Here is a 20,397-nt window from a genome sequence, read left to right on the forward strand (position 1 = left end):
GGGACGCGCCGTCGGCTATCAATACCGCACGGTTGGCTTCTTTATGATGCGGAAATAGACTGCGCGGCCACGGCAGCGGGGCGCGCCCGGGCACAACAACTCCAAGAGAGCATACGGAGGATGATCGGTGGTCAAGCAGGAACGCGCAGTGCGCACCCGGCGCGCCGTCCTCGAGGCCGCGGCTCACGTCATCGGCATCCGCGGCTACCAGGCCGCCACGATGGCGGAGATCATCCAGCGCGCCGGCGTCACCAAGGGCGCCGTCTACTTCCACTTCCGCTCCAAGGACGCCCTGGCGCGCGCGGTCATCCGGGAGCAGACCGAGCCGTTCGTGCCACCGGTCAGCGACTCCCGCCTCCAGGACGCCATCGACTTCACCCACCAGGTCGCCCTGGCGCTGCGCAGCGATCCGTTGTTGCAGGCCGGCACCCGGATCGCGGTCGAGACGACGTTCAGCGAGGAGCCGCTGGTCCCCTACCAGGCATGGACCGACATCATCACCGCGATGTTCGCCGACGCCCGCGACAAGGGCGAACTGCTGCCCGCCGTCGTGCCGGAACGGGCCGCGGAGTTCTTCGTCGCCGCCTACATGGGCGTGCAGTTGTTCTCGCGGGCGGCGACCAACCGCGCCGACCTGCCCGAGCGGGTCACGGCCCTGTGGCGGCACACCCTGCCGGGCCTGGCGGCACCGGGGGCGCTGGGCCATCTGGACCCACAGGGGCGCTCCGCGCGCATCGCCGTCTGACCGTTCACCAGGGGTGTCGCCCTGACGGGGGAACGGCGCGCTCATCACTGGAAAACAAACCGCATGGTTCGTATCTTGGCCGGGAGATCGGATGCCGTTCGCCGGGGCGCCGAGAGCCGTTCCTCTCCGAAAGGACCTTCATGGCCAGCGCCATCCTCAGCCCGTCCGCACGTGAGCGATCCGACGACCTCCCGGGGCGGTGGGCGGACGGAAACCGACCGCGGGCGCTGACCACGACCGTACCGCGGGAGTACGTGCACCGGGCGGCGGTCTCCGAGGTGTTCCTGACCAACTGGCGGCAGGAGGGGCCGGGCGGCTGGCTGGTGACGGCCCAGTGGCCCCGCGCGCACAGCTTCTACGGGCCGGCGGGCGGCCTGCACGATCCGCTGCTGCTGATCGAGACGGTGCGGCAGACGGGGATATTACTGAGCCACGTCGCGCACGGCGTGCCGCTGGACCACCCGATCATCTGGCAGAAGGTCAGCTACGTCCTGCGCCCGCAAGCGCTGCGCGCCACCCACACGCCGGCCGACGTCGCGCTGCACGTCACCGACCAGGAGGTGGTCCGCCGCCGCAAGCAGTTGGCCGGCGTCCGCCAGGAGTTCCGCATCGTGCGCGACGGCGCCGAACTGGCCCGGGCGTCCCTGGACTACACCTGCCACAGTCCGGCCGTCTACCGCCGGCTGCGCGGCGAGTACGGCGACCTGCTGCGCGCCAACGCCCGCCGGCTGCCGCCGTCGGAGCCGGTCGCCCCGCCGGTGGTGGGCCGGGACCGGGCCGCGGACGTGGTGCTCTCCCCCACCGGCCGCGCCGACCTCGCCGACTGCTGGCGGTTGCGGGTGGACACCGCGCACCCGGTGCTGTTCGACCATCCCGTGGACCACGTCCCGGGCATGCTGATGGTCGAGGCGGCCCGGCAGGCCGCCCGGGCCGTGGCGCCCCACTGGTCGCTGCCGGTCGCGCTGGACTGCTCCTTCGCGCGGTACGCCGAGTTGGACGCGCCGTGCTGGGTGGCGGCGCGGGCCGCCGCGGCGGGCGCCGACGGTCGTCGGGAGGTGGCGGTGCGGGTCGAGCAGCACGGCCGGCCGGTGGTCGACGCCCGGGTCACCGGCCTGCCGCTGCCGGAGGGCCTGCCCGACCCCTGTTGACGGCGCGCCCGGTCCGCGCCCCGTATCGGCCCCGCCCCGCCCCGCCCCGCGCTGCGCCCGGCCGCCGGCGTCAGGGCAGCGTGAGGCGGGGCTTCGGCGCGTCGGTGCGGCCGGTGGGCGGGGTGCGGCTACCGGCCTGGTAGGGCAGCGGCCAGGGGGCGCCCGGGCCGCTGTAGCCCTGTTCGGCGGCGGCGTGCAGGGTCCAGTGCGGGTCGTAGAGGTGGGGCCGGGCCAGGGCGCACAGGTCGGTGCGGCCGGCCAGGATCAGGGAGTTGACGTCGTCCCAGGAGGAGATGGCGCCGACCGCGATCACGGGCACGCCGAGGGTGTTGCGGATCCGGTCGGCGAACGGCGTCTGGTAGGAGCGGCCGAAGTCGGGGCGCTCGTCGGGCACGACCTGGCCGGTGGAGACGTCGATGGCGTCGGCGCCGTGCTCGGTGAAGGCGGCCGCGAGGGCCACCGCGTCGTCGGGGGTGGTGCCGCCGTCCGCCCAGTCGGTGGCGGAGATCCGGACGGTCATGGGGCGGTCCGCCGGCCACTGTTCGCGTACCGCGTCGAAGACTTCGAGGGGGAAGCGGAGGCGGCCGGCGAGGGAGCCGCCGTAGGCGTCGGTGCGCCGGTTGGTCAGCGGCGAGAGGAAGCCGGAGAGGAGGTAGCCGTGCGCGCAGTGGAGTTCGAGGAGGTCGAAGCCGGCGCGGGCGGCGGCCGCGGCGGAGCGGGCGAACTGTGCGCGTACGGTGTGGAGTTCGGCGGTGGTCAGGGCGTGCGGGGTCTGGTTGACGCCGGGGCGGTAGGGCAGCGCGGAGGGGGCCACGAGCGGCCAGTTGCCGTCCGGGAGCGGTTGGTCGATGCCCTCCCACATCCGGCGGGTCGATCCCTTGCGGCCGGCGTGACCGAGTTGCACGCCGACGGCGGTGCCGGGGGCCTGGGCGTGGACGAAGTCGGTGACGCGCCGCCAGGCCCGCTCGTGCTGCGGCGCGTACAGGCCGGTGCAGGCCGGGGTGATCCGCCCTTCGGGGCTGACGCAGACCATCTCCGTCATCACCAGGCCGGCGCCGCCCAGCGCGCGGGCGCCGAGGTGGACGAGGTGGAAGTCGCCGGGGGTGCCGTCGTCGTCGGCCGCGTACACGTCCATCGGGGAGACCACGACCCGGTTGCGCAGGGTCAGGCCGCGCAGTCGGAAGGGGGTGAACATCGGCGGGGTCCCGGTGGGGACGCCCGCCGCCGCGGCCACCGCGTCGGTGAACCCGGCGTCGCGCAGCCGCAGGTTGTCGTGGGTGACCCGGCGGCTGCGGGTGAGCAGGTTGAAGGCGAACTGGTGCGGCGGCTGGTCGGCGTAGGTGGCGAGGTCCTCGAACCACGCGAGGCTGGCGCGGGCGGCGCGTTGGGTGGAGGCGACGACCGGGCGGCGCTCGGCCTCGTAGGCGGCGAGGGCGTCCGGCAGGGCGGGGTGTTCCCGTAGGCAGGCGGCGAGGGCGAGGGCGTCCTCGACGGCGAGCTTGGTGCCGGAGCCGATGGAGAAGTGGGCGGTGTGCGCGGCGTCGCCGAGCAGCACGATGCGGCCGTGCGACCAGCGTTCGTTGACGACCGTGCGGAACGCGATCCAGCTGGAGTTGTTGGTGCGCAGCGGGCGGCCGCCGAGGGTGTCGGCGAAGAGCGCGGCGCACCAGGCGGCCGCCGCGGACTCGTCGTGGGCGTCGAGGCCGTTGGCGCGCCAGACCTCTTCGCGCATCTCGACGATGACGGTGCTGGCGCCGCCGTCCGGCACGCCGACGCGGTCGGTGGTCGGGTGCGGGGGCGCGGATGCGGTCCGGGGAGGCGTCGGTGAGGGGTGGTGGTCGGGTGACGGGTGGGCGTAAGGGTAGGCGTGGAGTTGGGCGATGCCCCGGCCGGTGTCGGCGGTCTCGAAGCGGAAGGCGTCCAGGGCGAAGTCGGCGGAGAGCCAGATGTAGCGGCAGCGGTGGGTGGTCAGCCGGGGCCGGAAGACGTCGGCGTGGGCGGTGCGGGTGGCGCTGTGCACGCCGTCGGCGGCGATCACCAGGTCGTGGTCGCGGGCGAGCAGGGCGGCCGGCGGGGCCTCGGTGCGGAAGAGCAGCCGCACGCCCAGGGACCGGCAGCGGTCGTGCAGGACGGCCAGCAGCCGGCGGCGGCCGAGGGCGGCGAAGCCGTGGCCGCCGGAGGTGAGGGTGCGGCCGCGGTGCACGATGTCGATGTCGTCCCAGCGCACGAACTCCGCTTGCAGCGCGCGGTAGACGTCCGGGTCGGCGTGCTCGATGCCGCCGAGGGTCTCGTCGGAGAGGACGACGCCGAAGCCGAAGGTGTCGTCGGGGGCGTTGCGCTCCCAGACGGTGACCTCCCGACCCGGGTCGAGTCGTTTGAGCAGGGCCGCGGCGTAGAGCCCGCCGGGGCCGCCGCCGAGGACGGCGACCTTCAGCGGGCGGTGGTCCGGGCCCGCGGGGGCGGTCACTTCCCCTGCCACTTGGGCGTCCGCTTCTCCGTGAACGCGGCGTGGAACTCGGCGTAGTCGGCGCTGTTCATCAGCAGCGCCTGGGTGGCCGCGTCCAGTTCGACGGCGGCGGCCAGTGGCATGTCGAGTTCGGCGGTGAGCAGGGCCTTGGTCTGGGCGTGGGCCAGCGCGGGGCCCTCGGCGAGCCGGCGGGCCAGGGCGGCGGCCCGTTCGTCGGCGCGGCCCTCCTCGGCGAGTTCGCTGATCAGGCCGAGGCGTTCGGCCTCGGGGGCGCGGACCGGGTCGCCGAGCATCAGCACCCGGGTGGCGTGGCCGAGGCCGATGACCCGCGGCAGCAGGTAGGCGGCGCCCATGTCGCCGCCGGAGAGGCCGACGCGGGTGAAGAGGAACGCAAAGCGGGCGGAGGGGTCGGCGACGCGGAAGTCGGCGGCCAGGGCGAGCACCGCGCCGGCGCCGGCGGCCACGCCGTGCACCGCCGCGATGACCGGGAAGGGGCATTCCCGGACGGCCCGGACGACCTGTCCGGTCATCCGGTTGAAGTCCAGGAGTTGGGCGGTGTCCATGCCGAGGGTGACGCCGATGATCTCCTCGACGTCGCCGCCGGAGCAGAAGCCGCGGCCCTCGCCGGCCAGCACCAGCGCGCGTACCGAGCGCTCCCGGGAGAGTTCGGCGAGCAGGTCGCGGAGGTCGGCGTAGGCCTCGAAGGTGAGGGCGTTGAGCTTCTCGGGACGGGCGAGGGTGACGGTGGCGACGCCGCCCTCGGTGGTGACCCTGAGGTGGCGCCATGCGTCGGTGCTGCGGGCGGATCCTGCGAACGGACTCATCGGTCTGCCTGCCCCCTTCAGCCGGATGGCTGGTGCGTGCGGTGGCCGCGGATGCGGTGGCGGTGCGGGACGCGCGGAATGCCCCTCGAAGCTATCACTGGTTCGTGACCGTCGTCACGAGGGCGCGATAGGTGGAGCGGCGCGGCGGGTGCGCGTCCGGCCGGGCCGGAAGGGGGCGGTGGAGACCGGCCGGCGGTCGGTGACCGCCGGTGGTCGGGCGGGGCGTCCGGCGGGTCCGGGGCGCCGTGCGGCCGCCGGCCCGCGCCGGACGCCGCGCGGCGGTGCGGTGCGGCGGTGCGGTGCCGTTCAGTCTTCCCGTGCCGCGCGGGCCGCGGCCGTCGTGGCGGCAGGTGCGGCCCCGTCGCGGGTGGCCTCGTCCGTCCCGGCGTCGGGGCGCGACGTCGGGACGCTCACCGCACCGTCCGGGGCGGCAGCGGCGTCGGCGTCGGCCGCGAGGCGGGAACGGCGGCGCCCGTAGAGCGAGTAGACCACCGCGCCGACGGCGAGGAACGCGGCGAACTGGAGCCAGGTGGCCGGGCCGGTGCCGTAGACGAGGTAGCCGCAGAAGGCGACGCCGAGCAGGGGGCAGAGCGGCGCGAGCGGGACCCGGAAGTGGCGCGGCAGGTCGGGCCGGGTGCGGCGCAGGACCAGGACGCTGACGTTGACCACCGCCATGACGGCCAGCGTGCCGACGCTGCTGAGGTTCATCACCATGTCCAGCGGGACGACGGCGGCCGGCACCGCGAAGACCACGGCGACGATCCAGGTGTTGGCGACGGGCGTGGCGGTGCGCGGTGAGACCCGGGCGAAGGCCCGCGGGACCAGGCCGTCGCGGGCCATCGCCATCAGGATGCGGGTCTGGCCGTACATCACGGCGAGGACCACGGAGGCGATGGCGACGACCGCGCCGAAGGCGATCACCGCGCCGCCGAGGTCGGAGTGGGTGACCCGGTCGACGATCAGCGACAGCGCCGCGGGCCGGCCGGCGACCTCTGGGGAGGACAGCGCCCCGATGGCGGCCAGCGCGACCAGGCAGTACAGCACGGTCACCACCCCGATGCAGATCAGGATGGCGAGGGGGACGTTGCGGCGCGGGTTGCGCACCTCCTCGCCGGCGGTGGTGATCGAGTCGAAGCCGATGTAGGAGAAGAACGCGACGGAGGCGCCGGAGGTGATCCCGGCGAGGCCCTCCGGGGCGAACGGGGAGAGGTTGCCGCTGCGGAACGCCCCGAAGCCGATCACGCAGAACAGCACCAGGACCGCCAGCTTGAGGACCGCCATCGCGGCGGTGGCCCGGGCGCTCTCCCGGACCCCGCGGACCAGCAGCAGCGCGGCCAGCAGCACCACGACCACGGCGGGGAGGTTGACGACGCCGCCGTCGCCGGGCGGGTTGGCGAGCGCGGCGGGCAGCTGCCAGCCGGTGAGGCTCCCCAGGAGCTGGTTGAGGTACTGGCCCCAGCCGACGGCGACCGCCGAGACCGAGACGCCGTATTCGAGCAGCAGGCACCAGCCGACGAGGAAGGCGGTGCGCTCGCCGAGGGTGGCGTAGGCGTAGGAGTAGGAGCTGCCGGAGACCGGGATCGCGCCGCCCAGTTCGGCGAAGGAGAAGGCGGTGAAGACGCAGGTGACGGCCGCCAGGACGAAGGAGACGACGACCGCGGGGCCGGCCTGGGCGACGGTGTCGGAGAGCCCGACGAAGATGCCCGTGCCGACGACGGCGCCGATGCCGAAGCAGACGAGCTGGAAGAGGCCCATGCTGCGCCGCAGCCCGTGGCCGTTCAGGTCCGCGCCGGATTCGGCGATGAGCAGATCGGGGGACTTGATGCGCAGTCCCGTCGCGCCTGGGCGGGGCATGGGGTGGTTCTCCCTTGGGTGGTGCGAGGCGCGCGGCGCGGGTGGGCCGGGCACGCAGCGGGGTCCGGACCGGTGGGTCCGAACCCCGTGAGCGGCTCGATGGTACCCATCCCCGCCGCAAGATCGCGCACGTGGGCGCACGGCCCCGCGCCGCCCGGCGCACCGCCGGCGGCGGTCGCCGCCGGCCTCAGGGGGCCAGCGTGGCCACCAGCACGGCCTTGATGGTGTGCATGCGGTTCTCCGCCTCGTCGAAGACCACCGAGTGCGCGGACTCGAAGACCTCGTCGGTGACCTCCAGCGAGTCCAGGCCGTGGCGGGCGTGGATCTCCCGGCCGATCTCGGTGCCGAGGTCGTGGTAGGCGGGCAGGCAGTGCAGGAACTTCACCCCGGGCTTGCCGGTGGCGCGCAGCACGTCCATCGTGACCGCGTACGGGGCGAGCAGGGCGATCCGCTCGTCCCAGACCTCCTTGGGCTCGCCCATGGAGACCCAGACGTCGGTGGTGACGAAATCGGCACCCCGCACGCCCTCGGTGACGTCTTCGGTGAGGGTGATGCGGGCCCCGCTGGTCTCCGCGAGGGCGCGCGCCCGGGCGATGACGGTCTCCTCGGGCCACAGCTTCCGGGGGGCCACGATCCGCACGTCCATGCCGAGCAGGGCACCGGTGACGAGGTAGGAGTTGCCCATGTTGTTGCGGGCGTCGCCGAGGTAGGCGAAGGCGGTCTCCGGCAGGGGCCGGCCGCCGCCGTGCTCGATCATGGTCAGGACGTCGGCGAGCATCTGGGTGGGGTGCCAGTCGTCGGTGAGCCCGTTGTAGACGGGCACCCCGGCGTGCGCGGCGAGTTCCTCGACGTCGGCGTGGCGGCTGCCGCGGAACTCGATGGCGTCGAACATCCGGCCGAGGACGCGGGCGGTGTCCTTGACCGACTCCTTGTGCCCCATCTGCGAGCCGGACGGGTCGAGGTAGGTGGTGGTCGCGCCCTGGTCGGCGGCGGCGACCTCGAAGGAGCAGCGGGTCCGGGTGGAGGTCTTCTCGAAGATCAGGGCGATGTTGCGGCCGTTCAGGCGGCGGACCTCGGTACCGGTGCGCTTGGCCGCCTTCAGCTCGGCGGCCAGGTCGATCAGTCGGCGGAACTCCTCGGCGCTGAAGTCCAGCTCCTTGAGGAAGTGGCGGCCCGTGAGGTCTATCGCCATGGGGGGCTCCTGGTTCGCGGCGGTCGGGAGGGGCGGGTCGTCGGTACCGGGTCCGGACCGCAACCGGGTGCGGACCCGGTGGGCGGATCGGACCTGCGGCGGGATCGATCCCGTACGGACTCTGGAAGTCTATACGAGCTTCCGTATCTCTATACGATGCTGCCCCCGGGAGCACGCCCCAATCCCGTACGCCCCGGCGCACGGAGGCGCACCGGGGCCCGCCTCCACCGTGGCACGGGGCCCGCGTCGCCGCCCGCCCGGGTGGGCGGGGCCGACCGGCCCCGCCCCGGCTCGCCCGCACCCGCGCTCCGCCCCCGGTCAGCCGAGGCCCGGCACGGGGTCCCGCGTCACCGGACAGCTCATGCAGCGCGGTCCGCCGCGGCCCCGGCCCAGTTCGCTGCCGGGGATCGTGATCACCTCGATGCCGCGCTTGCGCAGGAAGGTGTTGGTGGTGACGTTGCGCTCATAGGCGACCACCACGCCGGGCTCCACGGCCAGCACGTTGCAGCCGTCGTCCCACTGCTCGCGCTCGGCCGCGTGGACGTCCTGGGTCGCGGTGAGCACCCGGATGTCGGCCAGCCCCAGGGAGGCCGCTATGGCGCGGTGCATGTGCTCCGGCGGATGGTCGGTGACCTTGAGGTCCTGGGCGCCGGCCCCCGGTTCGATGGTGTACGAGCGGAGCATGCCCAGGCCGGCGTACTGGGTGAAGGTGTCCCCGTCGACCATCGTCATGACCGTGTCCAGGTGCATGAACGCGCGGCGCTTGGGCATGTCCAGCGCCACGATCGTCCGGGCGGAACCGGCGGCGAACAGCCCGCGCGCCAGGAGTTCCACCGCCTGCGGGGTGGTCCGCTCGCTCATGCCGATCAGCACCGCGCCGTTGCCCAGCACCAGGACGTCGCCGCCCTCGATCGTCGAGGGGTAGTCCGCCTGGCCCTCGGACCAGACGTGGAACGACGCGTCGCGGAAGAGCGGGTGGTGGTGGTAGATGGCCTCGTAGTGCACGGTCTCGCGCTGCCGGGCGGGCCAGCGCATCGAGTTGATCGACACCCCGTCGTAGATCCAGGCGGAGGTGTCGCGGGTGAAGAGGTGGTTGGGCAGCGGCCCCAACAGGAAGTCGTCGAGGTCCATCACGTGGAAGCGGACCGAGGTGGGTTCGGGGTGGCGTTCCAGGAACTCGCGCTTGGTCATCCCGCCGACCAGCGCCTCGACGAGTTCGGGCACCGGCAGCTGCTCGAACGCCGCCCGCAAGTGGTCGGTCGCCAGCGGCCCGTACTCCTTCTCGTCGAAGACCCGGTCCAGGACCAGCGTCCGCGCCTCGGGGATCTGCAGGCTCTCGGCCAGCAGGTCCCCGAAGAGGTGGACCTCGACGCCCCGGTCGCGGAGCACGTCGGCGAACCCGTCGTGCTCGGCCCGGGCCCGGCGCACCCACAGCACGTCGTCGAAGAGCAGGGTGTCCTTGTTGGACGGGGTGAGCCGCTTCAGTTCCAGATCGGGGCGGTGCAGGATCACCCGGCGCAGCCGCCCGGCCTCTGAGTCGACATGGAATCCCATCTCCCCATCTTGTCCGCTCCGGGCGCGCGACGTCGGGAGTCGCGCCATGTCGGGCGGCGTCGCCCCCGGGGCGGGCCGGGGGCCCGGGTGGCCCGGGGGGCCTGAACCACCCGGGCCGCCCGGGGCGCGGCCGGTCACAGTCGCGGGTCGACCGGCTCCGACTGAAGCGCGAGCACCGCGAAGACCGCCTCGTGGACCCGCCAGAGCGGTTCCCCGTCCGCCAGCCGGTCGAGCGCCTCCAGGCCCAGGGCGTACTCGCGCAGTGCCAGCGAGCGCTTGTGCCCCAAGTGCCGGGCGCGCAGGCGACGTAGGTTCTCCGGGCGGGTGTACTCCGAGCCGTAGACGATCCGCAGGTACTCCCGACCGCGGCACTTGACGCCCGGCTGCACGAGCCGCCCGTCCGGCTGCCGGACCAGCGCGCCGACCGGCTTGACCACCATGCCCTCGCCGCCGTCGGCGGTCAGGTCCAGCCACCACGCGACGCCGGCCGCGACCGACGCCTCGTCCTCAGTGTCGACGACCAACCGCCGGGTCGGCGCGAGCAGTGGCGAGCGGTCGGCGGCGGGCCCCGCGGCCTGCGGTGCGGCGTCGCCGGCCTCCTCCAGCAGCGCCCGTTCGGCCGCCAACAGGCGGTCGATCAGGGCCAGTTGCTCGGTGTGCGGCACGGCAGCCAGGCTGCGACCCTCGACGGCGAGCAGCTGGAACGGGGCGAGCCGGATGCCGGCCGACCCGGTGGACCCGGCGGCGGCCGCGCTCGGGTCCGCCGCGCCGACCCGCCAGCAGTACCGCCGGTAGGCGTCGGTGAACGCCGCGGCATCGGCGGCCCGCCCGCGCTGGCGGTCCAGCAGCGACGCCACGTCGACCCCGCGGGCGGCCGCCGCCTCCAACGCGCCGAGCGCCCCGGGGAACACCGACCTCGACGCCGCGCCGACCGCCGCGTACTGCGTCCGCAGCAACCCCGTCGCCTTGAGGGACCAGGGCATCAACTCGGCGTCCAGGAGCAGCCACGGGGTCTCCAGTTCCGCCCACAGCCCGGCCCGTTCCACGCAGTCCCGGACCCGGCCGAGCAGCCGCTCCGTCGTCGCGCGGTCGTCGAAGAACGGTCGGCCGGTGCGGGTGTACACGGCGCCCGACGCCCCGTCCGGCACGCCGAACCGTTCGCGGGCCACCGCCTCGGAGCGGCAGACCAGCACGACCGCCCGGGACCCCATGTGCTTCTCCTCGCACACCACCTCGCCCACGCCCGCCGCGCGGTACTCGGCGAACGCCTCCCGCGGGTGCTCCAAGAAGCCCTCGCCCCGGGCGTCCGCCTCGTCGGAGGGCTCGGCCGTCGCGCAGGGCGCCATGGTCGGCGGGAGGTACGGCAGCAGCCGCGGATCCAGCGCGAAGCGGCTCATCACCTCCAGGGCCGCCGCGGCGTTCTCCTCCCTGACCGCGAGCCGGCCCATGTGGCGGGTCTCGACCGTGCGGCGACCGGCCACGTCCCCGAGGTCCAGCGGGCGGCCGTCGGCCCCGCCCGGCGCCTCGGCCGCCAACGGCTTGGTGGGCGCGTACCAGACCCGTTCGGCCGGCACGTCGACCAGTTCGCGCTCCGGCCAGCGCAGTGCGGTCAGCTTCCCGCCGAAGGCGCAGCCGGTGTCCAGGCAGAGGGTGTTGTTGAGCCAGCCGGCGCGCGGGGTGGGCGTGTGCCCGTAGACGACGGCGGCGCGGCCGCGGTACTCCTCCGCCCACGGGTAGCGCACGGGCAGCCCGAACTCGTCGGTCTCGCCCGTGGTGTCGCCGTACAGCGCGAACGACCGCACCCGGCCCGACGTGCGGCCGTGGTACTTCTCCGGCAGTCCGGCATGGCACACCACCAGTCCGCCGCCGTCGAGGACGTAGTGGCTGACCAGCCCCTTGATGAACTCCGCGACCCCGGCACGGAACGCCTCGTCCTCCCTCGCCAACTGCTCGACGGTTTCGGCCAGGCCGTGCGTGTGCCGCACCGTGCGACCGTCGAGGTGCCGGCCGAGCTTGTTCTCGTGGTTCCCGGACACGCACAGGGCGTGGCCGGACGCCACCATGCCCATCACCAGGCGCAGCACGCCCGGACTGTCCGGTCCCCGGTCGACGAGGTCCCCGACGAAGACCGCCGTGCGGCCCTCGGGATGCACCGCGTCCACGGCCCGCCCGGCGGCGTCCCTGGCGAGCGCGTAGCCGAGCCGGTCGAGCAGGGCCTCCAGCTCCGCGCGGCACCCGTGGACGTCACCGACGACGTCGAACGGCCCCGTCAGGTGGCGCAGGTCGTTGAACCGCCGCTCCCGGACGACCTCGACGCCCTCGACCTCCCGCTCGCCGCGCAGCACGTGCACCGTGCGGAACCCCTCGCGCGCCAACTTCCCCACCGAGCCGCGCAGTTCGCGCTGGTGGCGCTGGATGACACGGCGCGGCAGGCCGGCCCGGTCGGCGCGCGCCGCGTTCCGCTCCGCGCAGACCTGTTCGGGCACGTCCAGCACGATCGCGACCGGCGGCACGTCGTGCTCGCGGGCCAGCCGCACCAGCTGGGCGCGCGACTCGGCCTGCACGTTGGTGGCGTCCACCACCGTCAACCGGCCGGCCGCGAGCCGCTTGCCCACGATGAAGTGCAGCACCTCGAACGCGTCGCCGCTGGCGGCCTGGTCGTTGGCGTCGTCGCTGACCAGCCCCCGGCAGACGTCCGACGAGACCACCTCGGTCGGCTTGAAGTGCCGGGCTGCGAAGGTCGACTTGCCGGAGCCGGTCGCGCCGATCAGCACCACCAACGACAGGTCGGGCACGCCGAGCGCCCGCGGGCCCGGGCCGTGCACCGGATCCGGCGCACCGGACTCCGCCCCCGCGGCCGGCCCCTCGGCCCCCTGCTGCGGCCCTGACGTGCGGTTCCCGTCCGTCATGCCGCCGCCCCCTCGACGCGCGCTTTCCCGCTCATTCCCCTACTACCTCTACTCCCGCTACTACCTCTTACGTCCGGTGTGCCGTACTCGCCGCTCCCCCGAGCTTCACCGCCCGCACGGGCACCACCGTCTGCATGGACACCATCGTTCGCACGGGCACCGCCGTCCACACAGACACCTCCACCCGCACTGACCCCACCGTCCTCGCGGGCACCACAGTCCTTGCGGGCACCACCGTCCTCGCGGGCACCACCGTCCTCGCGACGGAAGCAGGCCAGTTGGGTGGGTGCCCCGACCTGAGGGTCCTCCGGTCCCACCGGGTCGAACGTCACCGCGTAGCCGTACCGCGCGCCGACGTCCCCCGCCCAGCGCCGGAACTCCCCCCGCGTCCACTCGAACCGGTGGTCCGGATGCCGCACCCGCCCGGCGGGCAACGACTCCCAGCGCACGTTGTACTCGACGTTGGGCGTGGTCACGACGACCGTCCGGGGCCGGGCGGCACCGAACACCGCGTACTCCAGCGCCGACAACCGCTCCGGGTCCACGTGCTCCACGACCTCGCTGAGCACCGCCGCGTCGAAGCCCTTGAGCCGACCGTCCACGTACGCCAACGAACCCTGGACCAGCCGCACCCGCTGCGCCTGCCGCTCGGACATGCTCTCCAGGCGGAGCCGGCGCCGGGCCTCCTGGAGCGCCCGCATCGAGACGTCCATCCCGACGACCTCGGTGAACCGCGCCTCCTTGAGGAGCGCACCGATCAACTGCCCCTGTCCACAGCCCAGATCGAGGACGCGGGCCGCGCCGGCCGAGCGCAGCACGCCGAGGATCGCGTCCCGCCGCCGCACGGCGAGCGGCACGGGCTGCTCCTCGGTGTCCGCCATCTCGTCCACCGCGTTGTCGAACTCCTCGACCGCCGCGTCGTCCGTCTCGGCCAGCCGCGCCAGCTCCAGTCGCGCCATCGCCTCACGGGCCAACGACCGGCGACGGGCCAGATACCGGCCGACGATCAACTCCCGCTCGGGGTGGCCCTCCAGCCATCCCTCGCCGGCCCGCAGCAACTTGTCGACCTCGTCGGGCGTCACCCAGTAGTGCTGGGCGTCGTCCAGGACCGGCAGCAGCACGTACAGGTGCCGCAGCGCGGCGGCCAGTTCGCACGCACCCTCCAGGACCAGCCGCACGTAGCGCGAGTCGCCCCACTCGGGGAAGGTCTCGTCCAACGGCAGCGGCTCGGCCCGCACCGACCAGCCCAGCGGCCGGAACAGCTTCTCCACCAGCGCGCCACCGCCCCGGGCGGGCAGCACCGGCACCTCGACGCGCAACGGCAGCGGCCGCCCGACCAGCTCCGGGCGGGCCTCGCACTGCCCCTTCATCGCACTGTCGAAGACGCTCCGCAGCGCCACCGCCAACAGCGACGACGCCGCGTAGGGCCGGTCGTTCACGTACCGCGCCAGCGCCGCGTCCGGGGCCCCGCCACGGCCCTTCCCGCTCCCCCGGCGGACCAGGGCCACCGGATCGACCTCCAACAGCAGTGCGGCCGTGCACCGTTCCGCATGCGCCTCCGGGTAGAAGACGTGCGCGGTGCCGTACGCGGTCGAGAACCGTTGCGCCTTGTCGGGATGCTTGTGCAACAAGAACCCGAGGTCGGTCGCGGGACGGTCGGTGGTGCCTGTGGTGGTGATGGTCAGAAACACACGATGAGTATCGGTGTGTCCGGTGCCGCTTCCCCACCGATTTTTCCGCGCGCCGCAGCCAGGCAACAGGCACCCCCGCGCGCCCCGGTCTCGCCGCCCGCCGCCCCCGGATCGCGCCGCCCCCACCCGTGACGTGCTCGCCCCGGGCGGGAACGGACCCGACGTGCCCGGGGACACGACCGTTGGCCACCCGCCCCCGCCCCGCGCACGCCGCCCCCTGCGCTCGGCCCTCAGCCTTCAGCCTTCAGCCCTCAACCCAGCTGCGACTGGACCTGGGCGGAGATCAGTTCCAGGTGGTCCAGGTCCGCCAGGTCCAGGATCTGGAGATAGGCCCGGGACGAGCCGATGGCCGCGTACCGGCCGAGCTTGTCCACGACCTCCGCGGGCGAGCCGGCCAGTCCGTTGGCCTTGAGCTCGTGCACCTCGCGCCCGATGGCCGCGGCCCGCCGCGCCACCTCGGCGTCGTCCTTGCCGACGCAGGCGACCAGGGCGTTGGAGTACACCAGGTCGTCGCCCTTGCGCCCGGCGGCCTCGGCGGCCGCCCGCACCCGTCCGAACTGTCGCTCGCTGTCCTCCAACGAGGCGAAGGGCATGTTGAACTCGTCCGCGTACTGAGCCGCCAGCCGCGGCGTGCGGGTCGCCCCGTGGCCCCCGATCAGCACCGGCACCTTGGCCTGCGCCGGCTTGGGCAGCGCGGGCGACTTCTCCAGCTGGTAGTGGCGTCCTTCGTAGGAGAACTCCGCACCCACTTCCGTGGCCCACAGACCGGTGACGATCGCGAGCTGCTCCTCCAGCCGCCCGAACTTCTCCTTCGGGAACGGGATGCCGTACGCCTTGTGCTCCTCCTCGAACCACCCGGCGCCCAGCCCGAGTTCGACCCGACCACCGGACATCTGGTCGACCTGCGCGACCTGGATGGCCAGCACGCCCGGCAGCCGGAAGGTGCCGGCCGTCATCAACGTGCCGAGCCGGATCCGCTTGGTCTCACGGGCCAGGCCGGCCAGTGTGATCCACGCGTCCGTCGGCCCGGGCAGGCCGTCGGAGTTCCCCATCCGGAGGTAGTGGTCGGAACGGAAGAAGGCGTCGAACCCGAGGTCCTCGGTGGCCTTGGCGACCGTCAGAAGGGTGTCGTAGGAAGCCCCCTGCTGGGGCTCGGTGAAGATGCGTAGGTCCATACCTCCATCCTGCACGGCGCCCACCGAACAATCACCCGGGCCCATCAACATCCCAAGCAAGTCCATCCTGCTGCGCGGCGGGCGAGTGGAAGGCCCGGCAGACCGGGGCGGTTTACGTGACGGGCCCGGGTTCCGCGGCGGGGCGATATACGTGGTGGGCGCGGAGTCCATGGTGAGCCCGGAGCCCGTAGTGGGAGCGATGTACGTGGCAGACCCAATGCACGCGGCGGGCCCGGTCTACGTGACGTCTCTGGCGCGGCCGGTGGGTGCGGCGAGGACGTGGCGGTCCGGTGTGCGCGATGGACCCGCTGCGCAGGGCGTACGTGGCGCAGAGTGTGCCTGGCACTTGAGAAGGCCATCCGGCTGGGCGCCCCTCTACCCGTTCCCGGTGGAGCGCTCCGTGACTGCGGAACACCTCGATGCACTCCTCCCCAGGCATCGCCCCGTTCGCCGCCGGATCGGCATGCATCAGCTCGCCATGCATCACCTTGCGATGCGTCAGCTCGCGATCCGCCACCACCGTGTGCGTCGTACCGCGGCCCTCGCCCCAGAACCCGACGCAGGCACGTGGCCACAGCACGAGCAACGTGAGCGGGACGACCGCCGATTCCCCTGAGCCCCCAGAGAGGCCGAAAGCGCAGGCAGCAGAAGAAAGCAGGACGCAAGAAAGACCACCCCAGACGGAAACAAGCAGGAAGGAACAGCGAAAGAGGAAGGAAGGCGAGGAGAGGAGCGAAGGAAGAGGAGGGAAGCGAGGCGAGGCGAGGGGCCAACGGGAGGAAGGAGGACTGACGGAAGAGGAGACCAAAGAACGGGACGGAGAACAGGGCAGAGAACAGGACGGCGGACGGGACAGAGGACGGCACGGATGACGAAAGAACACCGCGGAAGAAGACCGCCGAAGACCACCGCCGAAGAACACCGCAGACGAAAAACGGGCGAAGCGCCGGCGAGAACCGGAAGCGGAAGCGGAACCGGAAGCGAAAGAATCGGGTCTCGCTTGCCGATGCGACCGGCCGAGAGCGCGAAAGGCCAGGGCCGCGGGCCGCCCGGGCGTGGAGGACGTGCCTCGCCCTAGGCGTGCCGGTGGGGTTGCTCAGTCGGCTGGGTTGCCAGCCTGGCCGACCGTGGCGGCAGAGGGCAGGTCGAGGGACGGCCCGCCCACTGTCAGGCAAGGTGCCGGGCGCGTACCTCCAGCTTCTCCAGTATTCCGGCGACGTGGTCCCGCGATTCGTCGGCGGTGTCCATGGCTTCGACGCAGGTCCAGTACAGCCCCTCCTCCTCCGCCGAGATCACCACCCCCACCAGCGCCTCGCACACCTCTCGCAGCAGTTGGCACAGACCGATTAAAGCCGCTTTGGCATCGCGTATCTCGGTCAACTGGGTCGCTCGAAGTCCGCCGTTGGTCGTCGCCGAGCACAGCAGTCCCCCGCTGGACCGCCCGCCCGCGTCGCCCAACCCTCGGGCTCTGGACCGCACTTCGTACGGACCGAATATCGCGAGATGGCTGCCTATCGCCTCCGCCAAGGCTTGCGCCTGCCACGCCTCGACGACCACGTCGTGCACCGTGTTCGCCTGAGCCAGCCCGCGCCGACTGGCCGCGATGATCCGCACCGCGTCCATCCGTGTCCCTCCTTCCTTCGTCATGCGCATCGCTCCGCCCTCCTTCCACTACCCAGAGTGAGGCCCAACAGCCAAAAAGGCCAGAGGAATTCGCAAATCTGTGGACAACCAAGGCGCTGTGGAAAGATCCGTGACTCCATAGAGTGACGGGAGGCGGATTTGAGGCGGTCTCAGCGGCGCTTCGGACCGTCGAGACTCCCCCGCACGCCACTCTGATGCCTCCAACCCCCCAGCATGACGGGGACCACACGCACCACTCAACGCCCTTTCGGCACACTTGCCTCCGCCGCCCCGACCTTGCGTTCGGGACACGCCCCTCGCGGCGCACAACACCCTCCGACGGCGGGAACGGCCGCCGGACGACGCCCACGGCACCGGCGCACGGACCGGAGTACGGCCCGCGGCGCGAGCCGGCCCGCAACCGGCGTGGAAAGGCCGGAGGGGTGGCGGCCCCGCCACCCCTCCGGCCTCAGACCGTCCCGCGACGCCCGCGGTCCGTCCGCCCGACGGTCACTCGCCGCCCCGCGGCCGGTCCGGCGGTGCCTGCCGGACCGCCGGGAACCGCGACTCGTTCCGTTCGATCTTCGCGGCGAGCGCGGTCAGCGGGTCGATGCCCAGCGCCTGGCAGAACTGGAGCAGGTACGCGAGGACGTCCGCGACCTCGTCCTCCACCCGACCGGCCGCCTTCGGGTCGACCATGACCGCGGCCGACTGCTCCGGCGTCAACCACTGGAAGATCTCGACCAGTTCCGCGGCCTCCACGCTGAGCGCCGCAGCGAGGTTCTTGGGGGTGTGGTACTGCTGCCAGTCCCGGGCGGCCGCGAAGTCGGCCAGGCGTCGCTGCAGGGCATGAAGGTCCTCACTCATACCCCTAGGTTTAGCACCCGCACGTCGGGCAGCCCCTCGGCGACCGTCGGGTCCCGCACCGTGCCCAGCAGCCGGACGTGTCCGCGCTCGGCCATCCGCACGGCCAGCGACACCAGCTCCCGGGCCTGACGCCGGTCCATGCAGCGATCCATGCCGTCCGCCATCACCGTCATCTGCTGCAGCGCCGACGGGATCTCCCCGGCCGGATCCATCGCCAACACCCCGGGACCGGTGAGGAGCACCAGCGCCAGCCCGAGGAACCGCAGCTCTCCGTCGCCGAGCTGCTCGACGGGCATCTCTCCCAGGTCACCGCGGTCGAGGACCGTCCGAACGTCCCGTAGGTCCGGCAGCCCCTGCCCACCCGTCACCGCCCCGTCGCCGGCTCCGCGGGCGTCCGTGACGTCCGGTGCCGTCGTGGCATCCGGCTGCCGCGGCACCGCCCGCAGCCCGTCGACGGGCCCGGCACAGGCGTCCCGTACAGCCGCGACGAGGATGGCGTGCCGTCGGGCGCATTCGCGGCTGGTGCGCTCCAACACGGCCGCGAGGTTGTCGCAGGACGACCGCAGCCGCCCCTCGTCCCGCTCTTCGTCGTGGCCCCAACCGCTGGCTTCACTGCCGCTGCGGATGCCCTTACGACCACGCGGCAGCGCCGCCGCCCCTCCGGGGCCTCCGGTGCCACCGCCCTTCCCGGCCCGGCCCGGACCACCGCCCCGGCCCCCACCCCGCGCCCCGGGACCGCGGCCCGCGCCTCCCCCGCCGGACGCGCCCGCCGCGGCAGGGCCGCCTTCCGCGGCGTCCCCCGCCGCCTGCCCCCGCATCGCCTCCGGCCGCGGATCGCACACGAACACCGAACGCAGCGCCACCACGACCTGTTCCGCGGCGGCCAGGACGAGGCGCTGCCCCTCCGTCTTACCCGCGACCCGCAGCGGGAGGAGGGAGGTGGCCAGCCGGTCGTCGGGGAGCGGAGCACGGGTCACCGGGGTCGCGCCGGCGGTGTACCAGGCCGCCTGGACGGCGGAGCGGGTCGGATCGGTGAGGGCGGTGGTCAGCAGCGTCGCGCCGCAGCCGGTCAACCGCTCCCCCACGATGCGGAGTTCGGGTTCGGCCTGAACCGCGAGGTCGAGGTGGACCGGGCCCACCGAGCCGTCGACCGTGCAGCCGATGCGGAAGCCGCGCCGCCCCTGGTCATCGGGACGGGCGTCGGCCGGCACGCAGGCGGAGGCCCCGCCCGCCACCACCCCCACGGCCCGTTCCAACGGGTCGCCGCTGCCGAGCCTGGCGAGGATCTCGTAGGCCTGCAACACACTGGACTTGCCGCTTCCGCTGTCGCCGCTGAGCAACGTCAACGGGCCGAGCGGCAGGGTGACGCCACGATGCGTCTTGAAGGCGGACAGCCGTAATTCGGTGACCGCCGGACGTGCACTGTCGGTATCCATGCGGGGACGCTATGCAGTCGACCGCGCGGAGAACCGTTACGCCCAACTGCTCTTCCTACGAACGGGGGACGCTGCCCGCCGCCGGCTCGGCGACCTCGGTACCGGCCGGCGCCAGGAGGAACACATTGGTGTCCACCCGGTGCATGCCACTTCCCAGCCCGAAGACGACCCCGCTGGCGAAGTCCAGGATGCGCTTGGCGACGTCGGTGTCCGCGCTGCTGAGGTCCAACAGGACCGGCAACTGCGCCATGAGGTACTCGGCCACTTCCCTCGCGTCCGCGAAGGTCTGGACGCGGATGACGATGAACCGCCGGGTCTCCTCCGTCGGTTCGTCGTCCGGGAGGGCCCGGTGGTCGGGCCAGGAGGGCCATTCGTTGCCGCCGCGTAGCGGTACGACTTCGGCGAGCCCTTCCCACTGCTCGTCGGTGGCATCGGGGCCGTTCACCGAATCACCTCACCCAGAGGAGCGCTGGCTTTCTGCGGTATGTGCATCGCACGATTCTAGAGATAAACCTACAAAGGTCGCCGACCACGACACACGCGGCGACGTAGCCTCTCCCATCCTGCCTCATAGCCCTGACCAGTGCTGACACCTGGACAGATCTACCGGGTCGAGTTTCTGTATGCCTGTTCATCCTCTCTTGTGACGACAGCCGGGCGCCCCCGCCCACCGACTGACCCACAACTGCCTGACATGCACTCACATTTGCGCCCGACAGCCTGCACTGATCACCCGTGAGCCAGCGCCGAAGAGCACCCTCACATCCCCGCCACCGCAACCCCAGACGTGGGGTTCATCACGGAAACGATGCCGCACAGGGAACGACGCCCCCGAGCACCGCAACGCCACCCCGTGAACGAGCGACGCGCTCCCGACACCCCACCCCGGAACCCAAGTACGTTGCGACCACG

The 20,397-nt window shown here is 73.0% G+C and carries 14 protein-coding genes; 2 read left to right on the forward strand and 12 right to left on the reverse strand.

The genetic code is table 11. The annotated features are described in order from the left end of the window. Window positions 1-127 precede the first annotated feature (127 nt). Both ABD385_RS30605 and ABD385_RS30610 read left to right on the forward strand, forming a co-directional pair. A complete protein-coding gene (locus ABD385_RS30605) occupies window positions 128-745 on the forward strand; it encodes a ScbR family autoregulator-binding transcription factor (protein ID WP_344582159.1) in 618 nt (205 codons plus the stop codon). Window positions 746-885: 140 nt separating this feature from the next. Continuing rightward, window positions 886-1,893 (forward strand): ScbA/BarX family gamma-butyrolactone biosynthesis protein, encoded by a 1,008-nt coding sequence (locus ABD385_RS30610; RefSeq protein WP_344582160.1) that lies wholly within the window; start codon window positions 886-888, stop codon window positions 1,891-1,893. Between the two features lie 70 nt (window positions 1,894-1,963). Here ABD385_RS30610 and ABD385_RS30615 read toward each other — a convergent pair whose 3' ends face one another. The 12 genes from ABD385_RS30615 to ABD385_RS30670 all read right to left on the reverse strand — a co-directional run bounded on the left by ABD385_RS30615 (window position 1,964) and on the right by ABD385_RS30670 (window position 19,930). Continuing rightward, entirely contained in the window at window positions 1,964-4,360 is a 2,397-nt protein-coding gene (locus ABD385_RS30615; protein WP_344582187.1) for an oxidoreductase, read from the reverse strand. After that, window positions 4,357-5,184, reverse strand: coding sequence for an enoyl-CoA hydratase family protein (locus ABD385_RS30620; RefSeq protein WP_344582161.1), 828 nt, complete (start codon window positions 5,182-5,184; stop codon window positions 4,357-4,359). Before ABD385_RS30620 ends, ABD385_RS30615 begins: the two co-directional genes overlap by 4 nt. Before the next feature lie 306 nt (window positions 5,185-5,490). Next, window positions 5,491-7,038 carry an amino acid permease gene (locus ABD385_RS30625; protein ID WP_344582162.1) on the reverse strand — a complete coding sequence of 516 codons (1,548 nt, stop codon included), beginning with the start codon at window positions 7,036-7,038 and terminating at the stop codon, window positions 5,491-5,493. Between the two features lie 187 nt (window positions 7,039-7,225). Continuing rightward, window positions 7,226-8,230, reverse strand: a complete 1,005-nt coding sequence (argF, locus tag ABD385_RS30630; RefSeq protein WP_344582164.1) for an ornithine carbamoyltransferase — start codon at window positions 8,228-8,230, stop codon at window positions 7,226-7,228. Between the two features lie 318 nt (window positions 8,231-8,548). Then, window positions 8,549-9,784 carry an arginine deiminase gene (locus ABD385_RS30635; protein WP_344582166.1) on the reverse strand — a complete coding sequence of 412 codons (1,236 nt, stop codon included), beginning with the start codon at window positions 9,782-9,784 and terminating at the stop codon, window positions 8,549-8,551. 134 nt (window positions 9,785-9,918) lie between these two features. Then, the gene (locus ABD385_RS30640) at window positions 9,919-12,693 is read right to left on the reverse strand and encodes a polynucleotide kinase-phosphatase (protein WP_344582167.1); all 2,775 of its coding nucleotides are present in this window, start codon (window positions 12,691-12,693) and stop codon (window positions 9,919-9,921) included. Next, entirely contained in the window at window positions 12,690-14,384 is a 1,695-nt protein-coding gene (locus tag ABD385_RS30645) for a 3' terminal RNA ribose 2'-O-methyltransferase Hen1 (RefSeq protein ID WP_344582168.1), read from the reverse strand. Before ABD385_RS30645 ends, ABD385_RS30640 begins: the two co-directional genes overlap by 4 nt. A 251-nt stretch (window positions 14,385-14,635) precedes the next feature. Continuing rightward, complete coding sequence (locus ABD385_RS30650) at window positions 14,636-15,559, reverse strand: LLM class F420-dependent oxidoreductase (protein ID WP_344582170.1); 924 nt, start codon at window positions 15,557-15,559, stop codon at window positions 14,636-14,638. 1,167 nt (window positions 15,560-16,726) lie between these two features. Further along, complete coding sequence (locus ABD385_RS30655; RefSeq protein WP_344582189.1) at window positions 16,727-17,182, reverse strand: DUF6099 family protein; 456 nt, start codon at window positions 17,180-17,182, stop codon at window positions 16,727-16,729. 510 nt (window positions 17,183-17,692) lie between these two features. After that, window positions 17,693-18,049, reverse strand: coding sequence for a nucleotide pyrophosphohydrolase (locus tag ABD385_RS30660; RefSeq protein WP_344582172.1), 357 nt, complete (start codon window positions 18,047-18,049; stop codon window positions 17,693-17,695). Further along, the gene (locus tag ABD385_RS30665; RefSeq protein WP_344582173.1) at window positions 18,046-19,485 is read right to left on the reverse strand and encodes an AAA family ATPase; all 1,440 of its coding nucleotides are present in this window, start codon (window positions 19,483-19,485) and stop codon (window positions 18,046-18,048) included. Before ABD385_RS30665 ends, ABD385_RS30660 begins: the two co-directional genes overlap by 4 nt. Window positions 19,486-19,540: 55 nt before the next feature. Further along, the gene (locus ABD385_RS30670) at window positions 19,541-19,930 is read right to left on the reverse strand and encodes a cell division protein SepF (protein WP_344582175.1); all 390 of its coding nucleotides are present in this window, start codon (window positions 19,928-19,930) and stop codon (window positions 19,541-19,543) included. Between the last annotated feature and the right edge of the window lie 467 nt (window positions 19,931-20,397).

This window comes from Streptomyces lunalinharesii, from assembly GCF_039532155.1.
In the GTDB taxonomy this organism is placed as follows: Bacteria; Actinomycetota; Actinomycetes; order Streptomycetales; family Streptomycetaceae; genus Streptomyces; species Streptomyces lunalinharesii.

Coding starts and splice junctions, on each gene's coding strand:
- ABD385_RS30610 (WP_344582160.1), top strand. CDS start 886: ATGGCCAGCGCCATCCTCAGCCCGTCCGCACGTGAGCGATCCGACGAC.
- ABD385_RS30665 (WP_344582173.1), bottom strand. CDS start 19,485: ATGGATACCGACAGTGCACGTCCGGCGGTCACCGAATTACGGCTGTCC.
- ABD385_RS30620 (WP_344582161.1), bottom strand. CDS start 5,184: ATGAGTCCGTTCGCAGGATCCGCCCGCAGCACCGACGCATGGCGCCAC.
- ABD385_RS30650 (WP_344582170.1), bottom strand. CDS start 15,559: ATGGACCTACGCATCTTCACCGAGCCCCAGCAGGGGGCTTCCTACGAC.
- argF (WP_344582164.1), bottom strand. CDS start 8,230: ATGGCGATAGACCTCACGGGCCGCCACTTCCTCAAGGAGCTGGACTTC.
- ABD385_RS30640 (WP_344582167.1), bottom strand. CDS start 12,693: ATGACGGACGGGAACCGCACGTCAGGGCCGCAGCAGGGGGCCGAGGGG.
- ABD385_RS30660 (WP_344582172.1), bottom strand. CDS start 18,049: ATGAGTGAGGACCTTCATGCCCTGCAGCGACGCCTGGCCGACTTCGCG.
- ABD385_RS30625 (WP_344582162.1), bottom strand. CDS start 7,038: ATGCCCCGCCCAGGCGCGACGGGACTGCGCATCAAGTCCCCCGATCTG.
- ABD385_RS30635 (WP_344582166.1), bottom strand. CDS start 9,784: ATGGGATTCCATGTCGACTCAGAGGCCGGGCGGCTGCGCCGGGTGATC.
- ABD385_RS30655 (WP_344582189.1), bottom strand. CDS start 17,182: ATGGACGCGGTGCGGATCATCGCGGCCAGTCGGCGCGGGCTGGCTCAG.